Here is a 16370-nt window from a genome sequence, read left to right as displayed (position 1 = left end):
AACACGGCGGCGGTAACGGCGACAAGAGGTGACCGCCACTGAAGCCGAAGGTCAGGCACGGCTGGCCTCGACGCTCGCCACGGACGGCTACCTGGACGACGGCCGGTTGCGGGACGCGTTCGAGGCGGTGCCGCGCCACCTGTTCCTGCCCGATCGCGTGTGGCTGGACGACAGCACCGCCAGTACCGGGTACGTACTGGTGGACCGGGTCAGCGACCCGGACCGCTGGTGGGCCGCGGCCTACAGCGACGTCTCCGTGGTCACCCAGATCGACGACGGCGCACCCGAGCCGTTGGACGACCACTGGGCCACACCCACCTCTTCGGCTTCCCGGCCGAGCGTGGTCGCCCTCATGCTGGCCGCCGCCGATCTCCGACCCGGGCAGCGGGTCCTGGAGATCGGGACGGGTACGGGGTTCAATGCCGCCCTCATGGCCCACCTGGTCGGGGAAGCACATGTCACCAGCGTGGAGATCGACCCGCGCATCAGCGCTCAGGCCCGCGCTTCCCTCGCCGCCGCCGACTGCCACGTGCGCATCGTCTGCGCGGACGGGGAGGGCGGGGTGCCTTCCCGCGCGCCCTACGATCGCGTCCTGGCCACGGCCTCCCTGCTGCGGCTCCCGCAGGAATGGGTGGAGCAGACGGCAGAGGGCGGCTTGATCGTTGCTCCGTGGGAGACCGCGATGTGCCCTCACGGCATGGTGCGGCTCACCGTTCGGGGCGGGCGGGCTTCGGGCCGGTTCCGCACGCCGGTGACGTTCATGACGTTGCGTGGACAACGACACCGGGCGCGCCTCGCGGAGATGTTCACGGACGAGGCATGGGAGGAAGCCCGACATCGAGGTCTCGGTAGTCGCCCCGCCCTCCTGGGCGACGATGACGCCCGGTTCGCGGTGGGGCTGCGTCTGCCGGGGGTGCACTACTGGGAGCAAGCGGGCACAGGCCATTGGCTGTGCAGCGAGGACTCGTGGGCGCTCATCGACGACGACGCGGTGCACCAGTGGGGGCCACGAGACCTGTTCGACGAAGCGTCGGCGGAATCGGCTTGGTGGGAGGACGCGGGACGTCCGCATGTGCACGACTTCGGTCTCACGGTCACCCCCGGCGGGCACACCGCATGGCTCGGCACTCGGGAGAGTGGACCGTCCTGGCCGCTCTTCGGCTGAGCAGCGACCAACAGGGGCTTGAGGTGATTCCGGGACGGGGACACGCCGACGCCATGGCGTGTCCCCGTCCCGGAATCAGCTCAATCGGACGTCTGCCCGCAGGGAGCCCAGGGCCGTCACGTCCCGTGGTAAAGCCGTGCCAGGTCGATGAGCTGAAGGGTCTCGTCCCGGCTCGCCAGGTCCTGGAGATCTTCGGTGAAGCCGGCGCCGCTGAAGCACCTATACATGCATCCCCCGTAGCCGCCCGTCCCGCCACGCGCGCCTAGCGCTTGTCGACGACGAGCCCGCCGTTCAGGATCACTGTGCTGAGGTCGCGAAGGTTGCCGACGTCCGCGGTGGGATCGGCGTTCAGCACGAGCAGGTCGGCGCGCTTGCCGGGGGCCACCGTGCCGAGGTCGGGGCGGACACACTGCCGCGCCGCGCCGCTGGTGCCTGCGGCGAGCACCTGGGTGGGCGTCAGTCCGGCCGCCACCATGAGTTCGGCCTCTTCCAGAGTGTTGGCTCCGAACAGGCCCCGACCGCTGAAGGTGTCGCTGCCCAGCGCGATGTGCACGCCGGCCTCGGCGACCTTCTTGAGATTGCCGCGGGCGTCCGGGTGGGCATCGTCGATCCACAGTGTGGGCGTGTAGGTGATGTCATGTTCGAGCATCAGGTCGATGAGCGAGTGGTCGGTGAGGGGCTCGACGGTGACGCCGTGCTCCAGGCCGTCCGCCCCGGCCTCGATCGCCTCGCGTGCCGCGGCTTGCTGGGTGGTGTGGACGGTTACCCGAAGGCCCCGCTCGTGCCCGGTCTCGATGCCCGCCCGAAGGAGATCGAGGGGGAGCCGTTCCAGCTCGACACCATCCGGAAAGGCGGGATTCTGCCAGAGGTACTTCGGCCCGCCGGAGTGTGCGCACGCGCCTTCCGACAAGAGTTTGATCGCGTCCACCTCGCGGTCGGCGAGATGGTGCACCAGGTCGCGGATCTGCCGCACGCTGCCGACCTCTGCTGTGAAGCGCTCGCGCGCCCAGGGGTTGCCGCTGAAGACAGTGGCGGCGGGATGCCCGTCGCGTCCGGTGATACCGCAACCGGTCGCCAGCAGTCGTGGGCCCCGCAGCGTGCCTGCGGCGATTTTGGCCCGCGTGTCCAGGATTCCGCCCGTCGGATCGCCCACCGACTTGATGGTGGTGATCCCGTGGTCGAGGAACAGCCCGAGCCTTCCTGGAAGCTCGTTCTCCTCGAAGCCCCGCATCGAATCCGGATCAACGACCGCGTGCACGTCGTAGAAGTGGATATGGGTGTCGATCAGGCCCGGCATGACCCATCCTCCGGCCGTGTCCACCTCCTGTGTGCCTCTGAGTGGGTCCGCCGAGACGGAAGCGATCTCCGCGCCGTTGATGGCGATGTCGTACAGACCGGCGAGCGCCTGGCGGCCGTCGAAGAGGTGTGCGCGACTGATCACGAGGTCGTAGGTGGCGGGGTCGCGGGCTTCGGTGCTCGCTGGTGCTTCGGATTCCTGGGGCACTGCTCTTACTCCTGGTGTGTTCTGAGTGGGTGTTCCGGGCCGTGGTGCACGCGGATGGACGGTGGAGCCGCTGACATCGGGAGCTGGGAGGAGCCCGGAGCGCCAACCGGAAAACTGTGACTACTGCGGTTACAGTTAAGTCATGCGTCATGGTGCGGGGTGCGTCTGTGTGCTTGATCAGTGATCCCTCGGTTCGCTGCCGGAGGCCAGCACCCGCCCCAGCAGGCCGGCGATCGTCGTCCTGCCGAGTCGCTCCTCCAGGGCTCGTTCCGCGTTCCGGAACTCGACGTCGAGCAGGTCGCCGATGCTGCGTCCGATCTCGCACGCGCCACTGGGCGGATGGGCGTGCCGCGAGAAGACCTGTCCGTCCTCGACGGCCGCGTACGCGTCGTAGAGCGTGATGTCCCGCGGGGCGCGGGCGAGGGACCAGCCCCCCGCTCGACCCTCGGTGGACCACACCAGATCGGCGTCCCGCAGGCGGCCGAGAACGCGCCGTACGAGGACCGGATTGCTCTCAAGGCTTTCCGCGATCTCGGCGGAAGTCAGCGAGCCCCCACGCCGGTTGGCCAGCATGGTGAGCGCGTGAATCGCGACCGCGCTCCTACCGCTGAGCCCCGCCATCTCCTGCTCCTCGCTGTCCATCGATTAACTGCAACCATAGCAGTTTCAGTTCGCTGGGTCGCCGCCCAGCGCATCGAGGTCTCCGGCGGCGCCCTCCTGTGGCGCCGGGCGACGGCCGGTAGGGAAGTACGCGGTGACGGCCCCGCATCGCTCCGAGCCGACCCTCGGCCGGACCCGCTGATTCCGCACCCGGCGTGGCACCTGTGACGCTCGTCACTGGAACTCACTCGTCCCCGGAGGGCAGTTGAAGGCGTGACCACAGATATGCGAACCCGGGTGCGGGCCGGGGATCCCGACGCCTTCGCGGAGTTGTTCGACACTCACGCGCGCGCGGTGTACAACCACGCCTTCCGGCTGACCGCCGACTGGTCCGTGGCCGAGGACGTCATGTCGGCGACGTTTCTGGAGGCGTGGCGGCGCCATGCGTCGGTCGAGGCCGACGGGGGTTCGCTGCGGCCCTGGCTGCTGGGGATCGCCACCAACGTGGCCCGCTCGCACTGTCGCGGCAACCGGCGCTACCGGGCCGCGGCCGCCGCTGCCGCCGAGGCGGGGCCCGAGGCCCAGCGGATTCCCGATCACGCCGAGGAGACGGCGGGCCGGGTGGACGACCGGCGGCGGATCAACGCCACGCTGACCGCGCTCGGCTCGCTGAAGCGGGCCGAGCGCGAGGTGCTGGTGCTGTGCCTGTGGGAGGGCATGGAGTACGCCGATGTCGCCCGCACCCTCGCCATCCCCATCGGAACCGTCCGCTCCAGGCTGTCCCGGGCCCGCACCAAGCTGCGCAAACTCGCTGATGCCGAACTCATCGGGAAAAAACGGGAACTCGCCTCCCCCACCCGGCAGATAACAGGTGATCGCGGCTACGCGATCCGGTCCGCAGAGGAAGGAAACCGATGAACGCCAGCCCCTCCCAGCCGCACCCGGCTGAGTGGCCGGAGACCCGAGAGCTTCGGGACACCGAGGAGCGGGATCTGCCGGCGGGCCGCCATGCGTCGCACAAGGAGCGCCTGATGGCCCAGATCCATGACGACATCCGCGACACCACCGCACCCGCCGCCCCCGCGCGGCAGCGCGGTCCGTTCCTGCGCCGGAGGATCCTGCTGCCCGTCGCGGCCTGCGCCCTCGCCGGGGCGATCGTGGGCGGCGTAGCCCTGTACGGGGACGACGGCGGGGACGGTACGACGCCCCTGGCCACCGGACCCGCGCTGACCACGCCGGTCGGCACCGCCGACGCGAAGGGCGCCGCCCGGCTGCTGGGCCGCATCTCGCTGGCCGCCGCCGATGCCTCCGGGCCCACGGTGCGCGACGGCCAGTTCCTCTACATCGCCTCGAAGGTGGCCAGCACCTACCCCAAGACGGTGGACGACAAGACCACGGTGGTCAGCCAGGAGCTGCACGACCGTCAGGTGTGGCAGTCCCTCGACGGGAAGGACGGCTGGCTGATCGAGGCGGGCGAGACCGGCGATCAGGGCATCACCCTGGCCGGTGAGCACCCGGTCAGTTCGGCGTACGACAACCTCGTCAAGCTGCCCACCGACGCCGACGCACTGCTGAAGAAGATCAGCCAGGACGCCGACAAGATCCGGGACAAGGAGGTCCCCCGCGATCAGGCGGCCTTCGTCGCCCTCGGCGATCTGCTGACCGAGAGCTACCCGCCCGCGAAGCTCACCGCGGCCATCTACCAGGCCGCGGCGAAGATCCCCGGGGTCGTCACGGTGGACGACGCGGTCGACGCCACCGGCCGGCACGGGGTCGCGGTGGCGCGGCTGAACGAACAGGACGGCCAGCGCACCGAGTGGATCTTCGACAAGAAGAGCCTGGAGTTCCTGGGGGAGCGTAATGTCCAGGTCAAGCCCGACACGAGCGGGGTGTTCAAGGTCGGCACCGTGACCTTCACCAGCGCCATCACCCAGCGCGCGGTCGTCGACGGCAACAAGCGGATGCCCTCGCGGGAGGGCTGAGACGCATGCCGTCGAAGACCTCCACGGCCGCGCTGTGCACCCTGCTGGTCTCGGCGGCGCTGACGGGGGCCGCGCTCGCGGCCCCCGGCTCCGGCCTCGGCGTACGCACGACAGGCACCGCCATCACGACGGCGGACCTCAGACCTCCTCGCGCATCAACCGCAGATACACCACCGAGAACGCCGCCCCCACCAGCAGCAGCAACAGTGCCACCGCCGTGCCGTAGCCGATCAGGGACTTGTTGAACGCCTGGTCGTACATGAACACCGGAAGCGTCTGGCTGCGGTTGCCGGGACCGCCGCGGGTCATGGCCCAGATGAGGCCGAACACCGACAGCGTCTGCAGGGTGTTCAGCATCAGATTGGTGCCGATGGAGCGGCGGATCATCGGCAGGGTCACATGCCAGAAGCGGCGGAGGCCGCCCGCGCCGTCGACCTCCGCCGCCTCGGTGATCTCCTGGGGGATCTCCGACAGGGCGGCGGAGTAGACGAGCATCGAGAACGCCGTACCGCGCCAGACGTTGGCGAACGACACGGCGAGGATGGGCAGGGTGTACAGCCAGTTCTGGGACGGCAGCCCCAGCCCGTCCAGGACGGCGTTGAGCGTGCCCTCGCGGCGGAAGAACGCGTACAGCAGGAAGCCCGCGACGATCTCGGGGAGGACCCAGGCCGCGACCACGACCGACCCGGTCAGGGTGCGCACCGGCTTGGAGGCGCGCCGCATCAGGGTGGCCAGGGCCAGGCCCAGGGTGTTCTGGCCGAGGAGGGACGAGACGACCGTGAAGACGAGGGTGAGGACGACCGCGTTGCGGAAGTCGTCGTCCCCGAAGGCGCGGCGGAAGTTGGCGAGGCCGGTGAAGTCCGTGGAGGACGTGCCGGTGAGCTGCATGTCGGTGAAGGCGATGTAGCAGCAGTAGGCGATCGGCCCGCCGAGGAAGAGCAGCAGCAGGACGGTGGCGGGGGCGAGGGGGAGCCAGCGCAGCGGGCGGCCCCGGCGGCGTACGGGGGAGACCGCCGCAGAGGCTTCGGCCGCGCTGGTCATCGGCCCACGGCGCCGTCGGTGACGGACTTCAGCTGCTCGTCGTAACGCTTCGCCGCGCCGCTCGGCGAGGCGTCACCCGTGGTCGCCGCCTCCATGGCCTCGCCGATGGCCGAGGAGACCTGCGGGTAGACGGGGAGCGCCGGGCGGTAGTGGGTGTTCTTCACCAGGCCGGTGAAGAAGCGGATGCCGGGCATGGAGGAGAGGTATGCGGGGTCCTTCGCGACGTCCTCGCGGACGGCGATCTGGGCGTTGACGATGTCCCACCGGACCGCGTTCTCCTTGGTCTGGAACCGCTCGATGAACTTCCAGGCCAGATCGGGGTTCTTGGACTTGGCGCTGATCGCCCAGGTCCAGCCGCCGGACATGCTGACCTTGCCGGGCGCCTGGCCGTGTTGCGTGGGCATGGGGGCCTGGCCGAGGGTCTTCGACCACTCGGGCCAGGGCTTGCCGCCGGTCTTCAGCCAGTTCTGGCCGAGCCAGGAGCCGTCGAGGGCGATGGCGAGTTTGCCCTCGGGGAGCCATTCGCTGTAGACGGTGGTGCCGACGTTGGGGTCGAGGGCGTCGGAGATGTCGGGGCCGAGCTTCTCGTCGTACACGGTCTTCAGGAACGCCAGGGAGTCCCGGAAGCCCTGGCCGCCGGTGACCCACTTCTTCGTCTCGGGGTTGTAGAGCGGTTCGCCGCCCGCCTTGCCGGTGCCGTACAGCAGCATCTCGAAGCCCTGCATGACGGAGGTCTCGCCCGGGGCCTTGCCGGTGTACACGTTGAGCGGGGTGACGCCGGGGACCTTCTTCTTGATGGCGCGCGCGGCCCCCAGGATGTCGTCCCAGTTCTTCGGCGCCCAGTCGGCGGGCAGCCCGGCCTTCGCGAAGATCTCCTTGTTGAACCACAGCCCGCGGGTGTCGGTGCCGTCGGGGACGCCGTACGTCTTGCCGTCCTCGGCCCTGGCCGCCGTCTTCGCCGTGTCGACGAACTGGTCCCAGTCCTTCCACTTGGCCAGATAGTCGTCCAGCGGGCGCAGATAGCCCGCCTTGATGTCGGCGTTGATCCGGAAGGTGTCCTCGTAGACCAGGTCGGGGGCGGTCTTCGGGGAGCGCATCATCTGCTGGACCTTGGTGGCGTAGTCGTTGTCCTGCGCCTGGATGGGGATCAGCTTGACCTTCTTGCCGGGGTTCGCCTTCTCGAACTGCTTCTTCACCTCGGCGAGGTGGTGGTCCTTGAAGCGGATCTTGTTGTCGGTGCTGCGGTTGTACGCGACCTTGACGGTGTCCGGGTCGCTGCCCGAGCCGCCACCGCAGGCGGTGAGCCCGGCGGTGGCGACGAGGGCGGCGGCGGTGAGGATCAGTGTGGCGGGTGCGGGGCGCACGGCACGACCTCCTTGCTGGCCTCTGTGGGCTGCGGGCCGACCGTAAGGTCGCCGTCAACGCAAGGTCAATCCCCGTACACGGGGTCGTGGTTGGCCCGCCGGGCGCTCGAACGCGGTTCGTACGAAGGAGGGTTCAGCCCGCGTAGCCCGCGAGGGCCCTGGTGAAGTCGTACGTGCCCTGGTTGATGCCGCTGCACGCGTCCGCGTCCGTGCCGGAGCCGCACGTGCGGTCGCGGTTGAGGGACCAGAAGCTGACCCGGGCCAGGTGGTGGCTCTTCGCGTACGAGAGCATCGAGTTGAAGCCGGCCAGGGTCACCATCTCGCCCGCGACGTCCGTCTTGCCGTTCATCGAGGAGAAGCCGACCTTGCGGTAGGCGGCGTCCGAGGAGAGACCGTACGCGCTCGCGACGGTGTTCTTCAGGCCGTCGACCGCCGACTTGGTGGCCGCCGCCATGTCGACGGAGCCCTGCCCGAAGTCGAACGGCATGACCGTCCAGCCGTCCACGTCGACCCCGGCCCTGGCGCCGCGCTTGACCAGGTCCGTGCCGTTGGCGTCGGGCCCGGTCGTGGTGGTGCCGAAGGTGACGTAGACCTTGATGCCGCTGTTCTTCTGCTTGACGGTCTTCAGCGCGTCGATCACCCGCTGCCGGACCGTCGCGTTCTCGAACTCGGTCGACTCTATGTCGATGTCGATCGCCTTGAGCCGGTACGCGTCGATGACCTTCTGATACGCGGTGGCGAGCGCGGAGGCGGACGAACACTTCTCACCGAGCTTGTTGCCGCTCCAGCCGCCGAAGGAGACCGTGACCTCGCCACCGGCAGCGCGGATGGCGTTGATGGTCGACTGGTCGGTGCCCCCGGTGAGGGCGCGGGAGCCGTCCCACTTGGGGGCGCAGCCGCCGTCGGAGAGCATGAACGCCATCGTGAACTGCCGGGTGCCGGTCGCCGACATCACGTCCGTGGCCTTGGGCGGACTGCCCCAGCCGAGGTAGAGGTACGGGCCGGTCTGGCCGGTGGCGGCGGCCGCCGTGTGCGGCGACGGGGGCGTGGCCTGGGCGGTGGCGGCCGCGCCCGCGGCGATCACGGCGGTCAGTCCGGTGGCCGCGGCGGCCAGAGCGCGTCTGTGGTGGCGCGGGAACATCTGCATGGTGGCGTCCTCCTGGGGGATGTGCGGCTGAACGTAGCGAGGCGCCATGGCCACGACAAGAGGTGGGATAGGAAACTTTCCTAATGGTCGCCCGAAGGGTCCGTCAGTGCTCGCTGAGCCAGCGATAGACCAGCTCCGGGCGCCCTACCTGCCCGTAATGCGGCGTACGGGCGGCGCGGCCCGCGTCCACCAGGTGCTCCAGATAGCGGCGCGCGGTGATCCGTGAGATCCCCACGGCCTCCGCCGTCGCCGCCGCCGAGACCCCGTCCTCGGCGCCGCGCAGCGCCTCGGTGACCGCCTGCAGGGTGGCCTGGGTGAGCCCCTTGGGCATCGAGGCGGGCTGCGGTGCGCGCAGGGCGGCCAGCGCCCGGTCCACCTCGGCCTGCCCGCTGGCCTCGCCCGCGGTCGACCGGAACTCGGCGTACCGCTGGAGCCGGTCGCGGAGCGTGGAGAAGGTGAACGGTTTCAGCACGTACTGGACGACCCCGAGCGAGACCCCGTCCCGGACCACGGCGAGGTCCCGGGCCGAGGTGACGGCGATGACGTCCGCCGCGTGTCCGGCCGCCCGCAGCGCCCGCACCAGCTGCAGACCGTGCCCGTCGGGCAGGTAGAGGTCGAGCAGGATGAGGTCGGCGGGTGTCCGCTCCAGCAGCCGCTGGGCGTCACCGCCCGTGCGCGCGGTGCCGACCACGGCGAATCCGGGGACGCGCTCGACGTACATCCGGTGCGCGTCCGCCGCGACGGGATCGTCCTCGACGACCAGCACCCGGATCGGCTCCGGGGTCGGGGTCGCCGAGTTCGCCTGCGGCGGGCTCATGGATCGGGATTCCTCTCGGGGACGGACACGTCAGGGGGAGGCGGAAAGCTCGGGGCTCCAATTTACGGAGCGTAATGAAGAGTGGCCAGGGCCGGGGCCCGGTGAATCCGCCGGGGGCGGCCGTCGGTGCACCTCCCGCGCGGGTTCACGGCGCGGGGGCAGCGGTGGCGAGCGGCAGCCGGACGGTGAACTCGGCGCCGGAGCCGGGCGCCCCGGCCACGTCCACGGTGCCCGCGTTGCGGCGTACGGCCTGCTGGACCAGGGCCAGCCCCAGACCGCGGCCCGCCGACTTGGTGGACCAGCCGCGGCGGAAGGCGTCCTCGGTCGCCGCCGGGTCCAGACCGGCGCCGGTGTCCGCGATGCGCAGGGTCAGCTCGCCGTCGTCCGCGCGGACGGTGACCGTGACGCGGGCGCTGCGGGCGGCGCCGCTGCCGACGCCCTCGGTGGCGGCGTCGATCGCGTTGTCGACGAGGTTGCCGACGATGGTCACCAGGTCGCGGGCGGCCAGGCCGGGCGGCAGCAGCCCGTCGTCGATACGGCTGTCGGGGGTGAGGACGAGTTCGACACCGCGCTCGCTGGCCTGGGCCGCCTTGCCCAGCAGCAGCGCCGCCAGCACGGGTTCGGCGACGGCCGCCACCACCTGGTCGGTGAGCGCCTGGGCCAGCTCCAGTTCGGCCGTGGCGAACTCCACCGCCTCGTCCTCCCTCCCCAGCTCGATCAGCGAGACGACGGCGTGCAGCCGGTTGGCGGCCTCGTGGGCCTGGGAGCGCAGCGCCTCGGCGAAGCCGCGTACGGAGTCCAGCTCACCGGAGAGCGCCTGCAGCTCGGTGTGGTCGCGCAGCGTGACGACCGTGCCGCGCTGTTCGCCGCTGCTCACCGGGGAGGTGTTGACCACCACGACCCGCTCCGCGGTGAGGTGCAGCTCGTCCACGCGCGGCTCGGTGGCCAGCAGGGCGCCGGTGAGCGGGGCGGGCAGGCCCAGCTCGGACACGTAGGCGCCGACCACGTCGTCGGGCAGCCCGAGCAGCTCCCGGCCGCCGTCGTTGATGAGCGCGATCCGCCGCTGCCCGTCCAGCATCAGCAGCCCCTCGCGCACCGCGTGCAGCGCCGCCTCGTGGTAGTCGTGCATCCGGCTCAGCTCGGTGGCGTTCATGCCGTGGGTGTGGCGGCGCAGCCGGGCGTTGATGACGTACGCGCACAGGCCCCCGATGGCGAGCGCGCCGGCCGCGACGCCGAGCAGAGCCAGCAGCTGGCGCCGCACCTGGGCGCTGATGGTCTCCACCGTGATCCCGGCGCTGACCAGCGCGGTGATCCGGCCCCCGGCCCTCTGGTCGCGCACCGGGGCGATCACCCGCACCGATGAGCCGAGGGTGCCGGTGTAGGTCTCGGGGAAGATCCGGCCGCGCAGCGCGGGCTCGATGTGGCCGAGGTAGCGCTCCCCGATCCTGTCCGGATCGGGGTGTGTCCAACGGATGCCACGCGGGTTCATGATGGTCACGAAGGTGACGCCGGTGTCCCGGCGCACCTTCTCCGCGTACGGCTGGAGCCGGGCGCTGGGGTCGTCGGTCCGTACGGCGTCGGCCACCGAGGGGGAGTCGGCGACCGCGGTGGCGGCGGCGGTGGCCTGACTGCGCGCGGCGGCCGTGGCCTGGTCGCGGTCGGTGATGTACGCGAAGACGGCGCATCCCGCCACCAGGGCGGCAACGAGCACGACCTGCATCGCGAAGAGCTGGCCGGCCAGGCTCCGCGGGTGGGGGATGCGCATGTCCATCAGTCTGCACACGAATCTTTGTGTGAACGAAATGAACGGAAGGGTGACCCCCGTCACAGGGGTGATGCATAGTCGCCGGAACCGTTCAAGGTGGTGTGCGAGCCGCACACGGTACAGCGCCGGGACAGTTGGACGGCCGAAGAGAAGGAGGCAGCACCGTGGCTGCGGAGATCACACCGCCCGCATCGGGACGCGACGAGCCGGAGCGGCCGAAGGCGAAGAAGAAGGAAAAGATCCACTACCTCTACCTCGCCGTGATCGGCGCGGTGGCGCTGGGGATCCTCGTGGGCTTCGTCGCCCCCGACACGGCCGTCGAGCTGAAGCCCATCGGCGACGGCTTCGTGAACCTGATCAAGATGCTGATCTCGCCGATCATCTTCTGCACGATCGTGCTCGGCGTCGGATCGGTACGGAAGGCCGCCAAGGTCGGCAAGGTCGGCGGTCTCGCCCTCGGCTACTTCATGGTGATGTCGACCGTCGCGCTCGGCATCGGTCTGATCGTCGGCAACATCCTGGAGCCCGGCAGCGGGCTGCACTTCAGCCAGGAAGTGGCGAAGGCCGGTCAGGACCAGGTCGACAGCGGCGCCAGCGAGGGCCTGTCCGGGTTCCTGCTGAGCATCATCCCCACCACGCTCGTCTCCGCGTTCACCTCGGAGCAGGTGCTGCAGACCCTGTTCGTCGCCCTTCTCGTGGGCTTCGGCCTGCAGGCCATGGGCAAGTCCGGTGAGCCGGTGCTGCGCGGCATAGGCCACATACAGCAGCTCGTCTTCAAGCTGCTGTCGATGGTCATGTGGCTGGCCCCGGTGGGCGCCTTCGGCGCGATCGCCGCGGTGGTCGGCCAGACGGGTCTGGACGCGCTCAAGGCGCTCGCCGTCATCATGATCGGCTTCTACACCACCTGCATCCTCTTCGTGGTCGTCGTCCTCGGCACGATCCTGCGCCTGGTGGCCGGCGTGAACCTGTTCCTGCTGCTGAAGTACCTGGCGCGGGAGTTCCTGCTGATCCTGTCGACGTCCTCCTCGGAGTCGGCGCTGCCGCTGCTGATCGCCAAGATGGAGCACGCGGGCGTCAGCCGTCCCGTCGTCGGCATCACCGTGCCGACCGGCTACTCCTTCAACCTGGACGGCACCGCGATCTACCTGACCATGACGTCGCTGTTCATCGCCGACGCCATGGGCAAGCCGCTCGCGATCGGTGAGCAGATATCCCTGCTGGTCTTCATGATCGTCGCCTCCAAGGGCGCTGCCGGTGTCACCGGCGCCGGTATGGCGACCCTCGCGGGCGGTCTGCAGTCGCACCGGCCCGACCTGGTCGGCGGTGTCGGCCTGGTCGTCGGCGTCGACCGCTTCATGAGCGAGGCCCGCGCCCTCACCAACTTCGCGGGCAACGCGGTCGCCACCGTCCTGGTCGGCACCTGGACCAAGGAGATCGACAAGGACCGGATGAGGCAGGTCCTCGCCGGAGAGCTGCCGTTCGACGCCGCGGCCTTCGCGGCAGGCGGCGGCGTCCACGGCCCGGCCGCCGAGGACTCCGACAGCGCCGACGCCACGGCGCTCCCCGTGCAGCGTGACGGTGACACGGCCAAGGAGCACGTGCCTGCCTGACACCCCACGCCCCTGCGGCCCTGCCCTCCTGAATCGGGGCAGGGCCGCGGTCGTGTTCCGGCACATGGGGTGCTGGGAGCAGTCGTGTCACGCGGCCGAGCCGAACAAGTGGTGTCCCGCGTCCTCCCCCCGTGGCAGGACACGGGACACCCGCACAGGGAAGGGCGTGTCAGCCCTCTCCGTCGGCCGCCGGGCGCAGCTGTTCGGGGAGCGCGGTCCATTCGGGGCCCCCGTGCCGCGGCGTGACCCACGCGATGTTGCCACCGGTGTCGATGTACGCCACGCGGCCGACGGCCTCGCGCTCGATGTCGTAGACAAGGTCCCCTATCCGGGGCCTGCGGCGAGGGCCTCCGGCCGTGGTCATGACGCCCAGCCTCCTACGGAGCGCTGATATACCGCTGATGCCTCGCTGACCTGGCCCTGTCGGTAGGCTGCGGGACTGTCACTCATGAATCTCTGGTACCGACGGGGGCAGCGCGTGGACGGGACCGGATTACGCCTCTTGGGGCCCGTGGGCATATGGCGGGACGATCAGCTCCTGGGCCCCACCGCCGCACAGCAGCGTTCCGTGCTGGCGATGCTGCTGATGGACCCGGGCCGGGTGGTCTCCGTCGACCGGCTGGTCATGGCCATATGGGGCGAGGAGCCGCCGGGCTCGGCGCGCAACGCCGTACAGGTCCAGATATCCAAGCTGCGCCGCATCCTCGCCGCCCTGCCGGAAACCGAACTGACCACCTCCGCCAAGGGCTACTGCCTCGCCGCCCCGCGCACGGCCGTCGACCTGCACCGCTTCCGGGACCTGGTGCGCCAGGCCCGTGCCGCGCGCGACGACCGGGCCGCCGAACTGCTGCGTGCCGCGCTGCGGTTGTGGCGCGGGCCCGCGCTCGCCGATGTGGCGGGCGGCTGGCTGTCCGACACCGTCGGGGCCGGTCTCGAGGAGGAGCGGCGGGCCGCGATGGAGGAGTGCGCCGCGATCGACGTACGGGCCGGTCGCCACCACGAGGCCGTCGTGCGGCTGTCCGCGCTGGTCGCCGAGCACCCGCTGCGGGAGCGCTCGGTGGCCCTGCTGATGGAGGCACTGCGCGGGTCCGGACGGCGGGCGGACGCCCTCGCGCTGTTCCGCGCCACCCGGCAGCGGTACGCACAGGAGCTGGGCATCGAGCCGGGGGAGGAGCTGCAGCGGCTGCACCGCCAGGCGCTCGACGCGACACCGCCGCCACCCCCCTCGCCGGTGCGGCCGCCGTGCCCCAGCAACTGCCGCCCGACGTCGCCCACTTCACCGGCCGCGAGCGCGAACTCGCCGGTCTGGACGCCCTGCTGCGAAACACCGGCCGGGCGCCCACCGCCGCCGTCATCGGGGTGATCGCGGGCAGCGGCGGCCTCGGCAAGACCACCCTCGCGGTGCACTGGGCGCACCGGGTCCGCGACCGCTTCCCCGACGGGCAGCTCTACGTCAACCTGCGCGGCTTCGGCCCCACCGGCTCGGCGATGACCGTGGCCGAGGCGGTCCGCGGTTTCCTCGACGCCTTCCAGGTGCCCGCGCACCGCATCCCCGCCACCGTGGAGGCGCAGACCGCCCTCTACCGCAGCCTGCTGGCCGACCGGCGGGTGCTGATCCTGCTCGACAACGCCCGCGACGCCGAGCAGGTGCGCCCGCTGCTGCCCGGCTCGCCCGGCTGCCTGGTGGTGCTGACCAGCCGTAACGAACTCACCGGCCTGGTCGTCGCGGAACAGGCCCGGCCGCTGCCGCTGGATCTGCTCGGCCGCGCCGAGGCGCGCGACCTGCTCATCGGCCGCATCGGCGCCGAGCGCGCCGCCGCCGAACCGCAGGCCGTGGAGGACGTGGTCACGGTGTGCGCGGGGCTGCCGCTGGCGCTCGCCATCGTGGCCGCCCGCGCCGCCACCCACCCCCGCTTCCAGATCGCGGCGCTCGCCGATGAGCTGCACGACGCCCGCGGCAGCCTCGACGCGTTCGAGGGCGGGGACGCCACCACCGACGTCCGGGCCGTGTTCTCGTGGTCGTACCACACCCTCGGCGACGACGCCGCCCGGCTCTTCCGGCTGCTCGGCGTGCACCCCGGCCCGTACATCGCCGCCCCCGCCGCGGCCTCCCTCGCCGGGGTGGACCTCCCCCAGGCCCGCAGGCTGCTGGGCAGGCTCACCCGGGCCCATCTGATCGCCGAGCGCAGCCCGGGCCGGTACGCGTTCCACGACCTGCTGCGCGCGTACGCCACGGAGCTGACCCAGGAGTGCGACTCGGCCGACGACCGCCGGGCCGCGCTGCACCGGGTGCTGGACCACTATCTGCACTCCGCCTTCGCCGCCGGACGCGCCTTCACCCCGCACCGGGAGCCGATCGCCCTCGCCCCGGCGCGCTCCGGTGCCGCCGTCGAGACGTTCACCGCACACGCCCAGGCCCTCACCTGGTTCACCCACGAACACGCGGTGCTGATCGCGGCCCTCCAGCGGGCCGCGGACGCCGGGTTCGAGACCCACGCCTGGCAACTGGCCTGGACGCTGATGGAGTTCCTGGACCAGCTCGGCCACTGGCACGACCAGCACACCGTCCACCGCGTCGCCCTGGACGCCGCCCGCCGCGTCGCCGATCCGGCCGGGCAGGCCTACGCCTGCCACGGGCTGGGCCTCGCCGATTTCCGGATGGGGCGGTACGAACGGGCCCGCGGCCATCTGCTGCGCTCGCTCGACCTGCACGGCGAGACCGCCAACCCCATCGGCCAGGCCCGCGTCCACGTCGCGCTCAACATGACGGCCGAGCGCCAGGGCCGCGACGAGGAGCTGCTGTACCACGCCCGGCGGTCGCTGGAGCTGTACCAGATGGCCGGGCACCGCAAGGGTGAGGCGTACGCCCTGAACAACCTGGGCTGGGCGTACGCCGTGCTGGGCGACTTCCAGCAGACCCTCGTGCACTGCGCCGAGGCGCTCGCCCTCCTGCGGGAGGCGGGCGACGGGCGCGGGGAGTCGGCCGCCTGGGACAGCCTCGGGTACGCCCACCACCACCTCGGCGACCACCAGCAGGCCATCACCTGCTACCGGCGCGCGGTCGGGCTGCGGCGCGGCCTGGACGAGCGGGTGCGGGAGGCCGAGTCGCTGCACCGGCTGGGCGACGCCCAGCGGACCGCCGGGGACGTGGCCGGGGCGCGCGCCAGCTGGCGCGCGGCGCTGAGCCGCTTCGACGCCCTCGGCCACCCGGACGCGGACCGGGTGCGGGACGGACTCGCCCGGCTGGGCGAGCCCGGGCCCGACTCCGGCCCCGGCGGAGCTAGTGCCGCGTCAGCCAAGGTTCACCCCGCTCGCCGCCCTGGCACGGCCATCTGCGGCGTTGCCGAATCGACCGAGTAGGCCCACTACGAGGCC

Annotated in this window: 14 protein-coding genes; 6 read left to right on the top strand and 8 right to left on the bottom strand. The window is 71.2% G+C overall.

The window, feature by feature from the left end; translation table 11 throughout:
* Nucleotides 1–28 precede the first annotated feature (28 nt).
* Nucleotides 29–1165, top strand: coding sequence for a methyltransferase domain-containing protein (locus tag ASC60_RS06010; protein ID WP_055547551.1), 1137 nt, complete (start codon nucleotides 29–31; stop codon nucleotides 1163–1165).
* Nucleotides 1166–1427: 262 nt separating this feature from the next.
* Here ASC60_RS06010 and ASC60_RS06005 read toward each other — a convergent pair whose 3' ends face one another.
* On the bottom strand, nucleotides 1428–2669 hold the full coding sequence (locus ASC60_RS06005) for an amidohydrolase family protein (RefSeq protein WP_199830881.1): 1242 nt from the start codon (nucleotides 2667–2669) through the stop codon (nucleotides 1428–1430).
* A 177-nt stretch (nucleotides 2670–2846) separates the two neighbouring features.
* Entirely contained in the window at nucleotides 2847–3311 is a 465-nt protein-coding gene (locus ASC60_RS06000; RefSeq protein WP_234356814.1) for an Rrf2 family transcriptional regulator, read from the bottom strand.
* Nucleotides 3312–3554: 243 nt separating this feature from the next.
* Here ASC60_RS06000 and ASC60_RS05995 point away from each other — a divergent pair, with 243 nt between their 5' ends.
* A complete protein-coding gene (locus ASC60_RS05995; RefSeq protein ID WP_234356813.1) occupies nucleotides 3555–4187 on the top strand; it encodes an RNA polymerase sigma factor in 633 nt (210 codons plus the stop codon).
* Nucleotides 4184–5251, top strand: a complete 1068-nt coding sequence (locus ASC60_RS05990; RefSeq protein ID WP_055547547.1) for a CU044_5270 family protein — start codon at nucleotides 4184–4186, stop codon at nucleotides 5249–5251. The genes ASC60_RS05995 and ASC60_RS05990 overlap by 4 nt, the downstream gene beginning before the upstream one ends.
* Nucleotides 5252–5389: 138 nt before the next feature.
* Here ASC60_RS05990 and ASC60_RS05985 read toward each other — a convergent pair whose 3' ends face one another.
* The 5 genes from ASC60_RS05985 to ASC60_RS05965 all read right to left on the bottom strand — a co-directional run bounded on the left by ASC60_RS05985 (nucleotide 5390) and on the right by ASC60_RS05965 (nucleotide 11385).
* Nucleotides 5390–6292 carry a carbohydrate ABC transporter permease gene (locus ASC60_RS05985; protein WP_055547545.1) on the bottom strand — a complete coding sequence of 301 codons (903 nt, stop codon included), beginning with the start codon at nucleotides 6290–6292 and terminating at the stop codon, nucleotides 5390–5392.
* Nucleotides 6289–7656: an ABC transporter substrate-binding protein gene (locus ASC60_RS05980; protein ID WP_055547544.1), complete on the bottom strand. Its 1368-nt coding sequence runs from the start codon at nucleotides 7654–7656 to the stop codon at nucleotides 6289–6291. Before ASC60_RS05980 ends, ASC60_RS05985 begins: the two co-directional genes overlap by 4 nt.
* 133 nt (nucleotides 7657–7789) lie before the next feature.
* The gene (locus tag ASC60_RS05975) at nucleotides 7790–8797 is read right to left on the bottom strand and encodes a chitinase (RefSeq protein WP_370592898.1); all 1008 of its coding nucleotides are present in this window, start codon (nucleotides 8795–8797) and stop codon (nucleotides 7790–7792) included.
* Between the two features lie 109 nt (nucleotides 8798–8906).
* Nucleotides 8907–9620 (bottom strand): response regulator, encoded by a 714-nt coding sequence (locus ASC60_RS05970; protein ID WP_055547541.1) that lies wholly within the window; start codon nucleotides 9618–9620, stop codon nucleotides 8907–8909.
* A 145-nt stretch (nucleotides 9621–9765) separates the two neighbouring features.
* On the bottom strand, nucleotides 9766–11385 hold the full coding sequence (locus ASC60_RS05965; protein WP_055548691.1) for a sensor histidine kinase: 1620 nt from the start codon (nucleotides 11383–11385) through the stop codon (nucleotides 9766–9768).
* Between the two features lie 164 nt (nucleotides 11386–11549).
* On the opposite strand from ASC60_RS05965, the gene ASC60_RS05960 reads away from it, so the two are divergent.
* Nucleotides 11550–12995 carry a cation:dicarboxylate symporter family transporter gene (locus ASC60_RS05960; RefSeq protein ID WP_055547540.1) on the top strand — a complete coding sequence of 482 codons (1446 nt, stop codon included), beginning with the start codon at nucleotides 11550–11552 and terminating at the stop codon, nucleotides 12993–12995.
* Nucleotides 12996–13164: 169 nt separating this feature from the next.
* On the opposite strand, the gene ASC60_RS05955 is transcribed toward ASC60_RS05960, so the two are convergent.
* Nucleotides 13165–13359 (bottom strand): hypothetical protein, encoded by a 195-nt coding sequence (locus ASC60_RS05955; RefSeq protein WP_055547538.1) that lies wholly within the window; start codon nucleotides 13357–13359, stop codon nucleotides 13165–13167.
* A 147-nt stretch (nucleotides 13360–13506) separates the two neighbouring features.
* Between ASC60_RS05955 and ASC60_RS42630 the strand changes: the two genes are divergently transcribed.
* Complete coding sequence (locus ASC60_RS42630) at nucleotides 13507–14358, top strand: AfsR/SARP family transcriptional regulator (protein ID WP_234356812.1); 852 nt, start codon at nucleotides 13507–13509, stop codon at nucleotides 14356–14358.
* Nucleotides 14355–16355, top strand: a complete 2001-nt coding sequence (locus ASC60_RS05950) for a tetratricopeptide repeat protein (RefSeq protein ID WP_234356860.1) — start codon at nucleotides 14355–14357, stop codon at nucleotides 16353–16355. Before ASC60_RS42630 ends, ASC60_RS05950 begins: the two co-directional genes overlap by 4 nt.
* Nucleotides 16356–16370: the final 15 nt, after the last annotated feature.

It is taken from the genome of Streptomyces sp. NBRC 110028 (assembly GCF_001417735.1).
Taxonomy (GTDB): Bacteria; Actinomycetota; Actinomycetes; order Streptomycetales; family Streptomycetaceae; genus Streptomyces.
This window is presented reverse-complemented; position numbering and strand designations above follow the sequence as displayed.

What these genes read in the sequence shown, in the direction of transcription:
- ASC60_RS05975 (WP_370592898.1), bottom strand. Translation starts at nt 8,797, where the DNA reads ATGTTCCCGCGCCACCACAGACGCGCTCTGGCCGCCGCGGCCACCGGA.
- ASC60_RS05970 (WP_055547541.1), bottom strand. Translation starts at nt 9,620, where the DNA reads ATGAGCCCGCCGCAGGCGAACTCGGCGACCCCGACCCCGGAGCCGATC.
- ASC60_RS06000 (WP_234356814.1), bottom strand. Translation starts at nt 3,311, where the DNA reads ATGGACAGCGAGGAGCAGGAGATGGCGGGGCTCAGCGGTAGGAGCGCG.
- ASC60_RS05955 (WP_055547538.1), bottom strand. Translation starts at nt 13,359, where the DNA reads ATGACCACGGCCGGAGGCCCTCGCCGCAGGCCCCGGATAGGGGACCTT.
- ASC60_RS05965 (WP_055548691.1), bottom strand. Translation starts at nt 11,385, where the DNA reads ATGCGCATCCCCCACCCGCGGAGCCTGGCCGGCCAGCTCTTCGCGATG.
- ASC60_RS05995 (WP_234356813.1), top strand. Translation starts at nt 3,555, where the DNA reads ATGCGAACCCGGGTGCGGGCCGGGGATCCCGACGCCTTCGCGGAGTTG.
- ASC60_RS05990 (WP_055547547.1), top strand. Translation starts at nt 4,184, where the DNA reads ATGAACGCCAGCCCCTCCCAGCCGCACCCGGCTGAGTGGCCGGAGACC.
- ASC60_RS05985 (WP_055547545.1), bottom strand. Translation starts at nt 6,292, where the DNA reads ATGACCAGCGCGGCCGAAGCCTCTGCGGCGGTCTCCCCCGTACGCCGC.